A 3,432-nucleotide genomic window follows, 5' to 3' on the forward strand; every position below is an offset into this window, starting at 1 on the left:
GCCAATGCCTTCCTCTGCGTACATGGTTTCAAACATATCATCCACGATGCGCTGGACATCTGCATTGACTTCTTTTACCGGGGCCGCAATTTTGCGTAGCCGCTCGTCTGGGAAATGTAATACCTGCAAGACTGACATATATCTTAAGATCTGTATCCGAGTGATGAACAGTGATTAGCTTCTATTCTAGACATTTCTTGGCCTGATTGACAGCATCCCAGACCAATTGCACGAATTGGTAATCCCCTAATTGCAGCGAGGGAATGCTCTATGCGGCCAGAAGAAATCGCTCTACGTATGCATGCGGTGACAAAGATCGACGCACTGCAAGCCAGCCAGATTATCGATCGCCTGATTGCCGAAGGCGGCGATCCTTATCGGTTGCTTAAGCCCATGGGGCTGAATGACCAGCAGCAAAAGCAGTTTCGGCGGGGGCATGGGCAGTATCTCAAGGCAACGCTCAAGTGGCTGGAGCAGCCGGGCAATCAGATGGTGCGATACGGTGGTCCCGCGTTTCCCGAACTCTTGGTGCATATCGATGACGCACCGTTATTACTGATGGTGCAGGGCGATGCAGCAGCCTTGCAGCAGCCGCAAATCGCCATGGTCGGTAGCCGCCAGTTCAGTCACTATGGCGAGCAGTGGGGCAGTTACTTTGCCAGCGGGCTGGTGCATTGCGGTTTCGCCATTACCAGCGGCTTGGCGATTGGTATTGACGGGATCTGTCACCGTGCAGCCTTGGAGGCAGAAGGGGTCACCATTGCGGTATTGGGCAGCGGCCTGGCAAATATTTACCCACGCCGCCATCGCCGCCTGGCTGAGCAAATCATTGAGCGGGGCGGGGCGGTGATTTCCGAGCATCTGGCTACCGATTTGCCGCTGGCAGCTCATTTCCCGCGTCGCAACCGTATTATCAGTGGGTTAAGTGCTGGCGTGGTGGTCATAGAGGCTTCACTGCGTAGCGGGTCGCTGATCACCGCGCGCTATGCGCTGGAACAGGGACGTGAAGTGTTTGCCCTACCGGGGGCATTGGGTAACCCGATGAGCGAGGGAACTCATTGGCTGATCCAGCAGGGGGCCAGCTTGGTCACCGGCCCAAAAGATATCGCCGAACAGCTGGGAAGTGGGTTGCAATGGCTGTCCGTGAACGAAAATACAACTATTTCTGCATCAGAGGCCGAAGTTGAATTGCCATTTGCCGATGTGTTGGCTAACGTAGGAGATGAGGTGACACCTGTTGACGTCGTCGCTGAACGTGCCGGCCAACCTGTGCCAGAGGTAGTAATCAAATTACTCGATCTGGAGTTAGCAGGTTGGATCGCAGCTGTACCCGGCGGCTATGTCCGAATAAGGAGGGCATGCCATGTTCGACGTACTCATGTATTTGTTTGAGACCTATATCCACAATGAGCCAGAGATGCACGTTGATCAGGATACCTTGACCGACGATCTTACCGAAGCGGGATTTGATCGTGATGATATCTTCAACGCGTTGAATTGGCTAGAAAAGCTTGCAGACCTCCAGGAAGGCGAGAATGCCCCTTATTTTATGGATGCCGATCCGCTGGCTATGCGGATCTACACCGAAGAAGAGAGCGTGCGTTTAGATGCCGGTTGCCGTGGTTTTCTCCTGTTCCTAGAACAGATCCAGGTATTGAACCTCGAAACCCGTGAAATGGTTATCGATCGTGTTATGGCTTTGGATAATACGGAATTTGATCTCGAAGATCTGAAATGGGTAGTGCTGATGGTGTTGTTCAATATCCCCGGATATGAGAGCGCCTATCAGCAGATGGAAGAACTGTTATTTGAAGTAAACGAAGGTTACCTGCACTGAGTAGGTAACAGGCATAGAAGACGTTATGACAAAACCAGCGATTTTTGCCGCAAGGCAAAATGAACCCTGTCCGGAATGCGGGGCCGAGTTGGTGATCCGCAGTGGTCGCCACGGCCCCTTCCTCGGCTGTTCTCAATATCCGCAGTGCGAGTATATCCGGCCTTTGAAAGCGCAGGCGGATGGCCATATCGTCAAAGTGCTGGAGGGCCAACAATGCCCGAAATGCCAGGCAACGCTGGTGTTGCGCCAGGGGCGTTATGGCATGTTTATCGGTTGCAGCCACTATCCTGAATGCGATCATACCGAAGTGATCGACAAACCGGATGAAACCAGCATCGCCTGCCCTCAGTGTGGCCAAGGCCAACTGCTGCAGCGCAAATCTCGCTATGGCAAGGTGTTCCATTCCTGCGATCGCTATCCGGAATGTCAGTTTGTGCTTAATTTTAAACCCGTCGCCGGTGAGTGTGCTTACTGCCACTATCCATTACTGATGGAAAAGCGCACGGCAAAAGGCCCAACGCTGTGCTGCGCCAGTAAACTGTGCGGAAAACCCGTCGCTATCTCAGAATAATCAAGCTATGAACCCAGAACAAACTTCCGCATTCGCGCCTATTATTGCCGCGCTGGAAAACCAGCAGGTTATCGCTTATCCAACAGAAGCGGTATTCGGTCTGGGATGTGACCCAGATAGCGAGCAGGCCGTCAAACAGCTGTTGGCCTTGAAACAACGGCCGTGGGAAAAAGGCCTGATCCTGATCGCTGCCGATTATGCCCAGCTATCGCCTTATATTGATGATGGCGCATTGAATGAGCAGCAGCGTGCCGCGATCTTTGCCAGTTGGCCTGGCCCGGTAACCTGGGTGATCCCGGCAAAACCGCAAACGCCAGCCTTGCTGACTGGCCGTTTTAGTTCGTTGGCTGTGCGAGTTAGCGATCATCCTTTAGTGCAGCAGTTGTGCCGCCAATTCGGCAAGCCGTTGGTGTCAACCAGTGCCAATTTAAGCGGTAAGGAGCCGTGCCGCACCGTGGCTGAAGTACTGCAGCAGTTTGGTGACACTTTCCCAGTGCTGGCAGGTAACGTGGGTGGCCGGTTAAACCCTTCTGAAATCAGAGATGCTTTGACCGGTGAGCAGATCCGTCAGGGCTAGAGGCTAGATCTATGGAGAAGTTCGCGGTATTCGGTAACCCGATTGCTCACAGTAAGTCCCCACGCATCCACGCGCTGTTTGCGCAGCAAACCGGGATCGAACACCCCTATGGCACCGTGCTGGCTCCGTTGGACGGATTTGAACCTACCTTGCAGAGGTTTATTGCTGCTGGCGGCCAAGGGGCCAACGTCACCGTACCTTTTAAAGAATGTGCCTATGAGGCAGCAAGCGAGCTTAGCGAAAGGGCAGCGATGGCCGGTGCGGTGAATACGCTAAAGGTATTGCCCGATGGAAAGCTGCTGGGGGATAACACCGACGGTATCGGTTTGTTGACGGATCTTGAACGCCAACGGTTAATTCGGCCAGGTGACCGTGTGTTGCTGGTTGGGGCGGGGGGAGCTGCGCGCGGTGTGATTCTGCCGCTGCTCTCTTTTGGCTGTGAAGTGG

The 3,432-nt window shown here is 53.8% G+C and carries 6 protein-coding genes; 5 read left to right on the top strand and 1 reads right to left on the bottom strand.

Annotation, left to right across the window (positions count from 1 at the left end; translation table 11 throughout):
• Positions 1 to 138 (bottom strand): peptide deformylase (locus tag ACLQ7H_RS05180; RefSeq protein WP_411751755.1); only part of this gene is annotated, 138 nt, incomplete at its 3' end.
• A gap of 132 nt (positions 139 to 270) precedes the next feature.
• On the opposite strand from ACLQ7H_RS05180, the gene dprA reads away from it, so the two are divergent.
• The 5 genes from dprA to aroE all read left to right on the top strand — a co-directional run.
• The gene (gene dprA, locus ACLQ7H_RS05185) at positions 271 to 1,392 is read left to right on the top strand and encodes a DNA-protecting protein DprA (protein WP_411751751.1); all 1,122 of its coding nucleotides are present in this window, start codon (positions 271 to 273) and stop codon (positions 1,390 to 1,392) included.
• On the top strand, positions 1,364 to 1,837 hold the full coding sequence (locus tag ACLQ7H_RS05190) for a DUF494 family protein (RefSeq protein WP_021182206.1): 474 nt from the start codon (positions 1,364 to 1,366) through the stop codon (positions 1,835 to 1,837). The genes dprA and ACLQ7H_RS05190 overlap by 29 nt, the downstream gene beginning before the upstream one ends.
• Before the next feature lie 25 nt (positions 1,838 to 1,862).
• On the top strand, positions 1,863 to 2,408 hold the full coding sequence (locus tag ACLQ7H_RS05195; RefSeq protein ID WP_411751752.1) for a topoisomerase DNA-binding C4 zinc finger domain-containing protein: 546 nt from the start codon (positions 1,863 to 1,865) through the stop codon (positions 2,406 to 2,408).
• A gap of 7 nt (positions 2,409 to 2,415) precedes the next feature.
• A complete protein-coding gene (tsaC, locus tag ACLQ7H_RS05200; protein ID WP_411751753.1) occupies positions 2,416 to 2,985 on the top strand; it encodes an L-threonylcarbamoyladenylate synthase type 1 TsaC in 570 nt (189 codons plus the stop codon).
• 11 nt (positions 2,986 to 2,996) lie between these two features.
• A partial coding sequence (aroE, locus tag ACLQ7H_RS05205; RefSeq protein WP_411751754.1) for a shikimate dehydrogenase occupies positions 2,997 to 3,432 on the top strand: 436 nt, incomplete at its 3' end.

The sequence above is a fragment of the Serratia sp. (in: enterobacteria) genome (assembly GCF_046715635.1).
Lineage (GTDB): Bacteria > Pseudomonadota > Gammaproteobacteria > Enterobacterales > Enterobacteriaceae > Chania.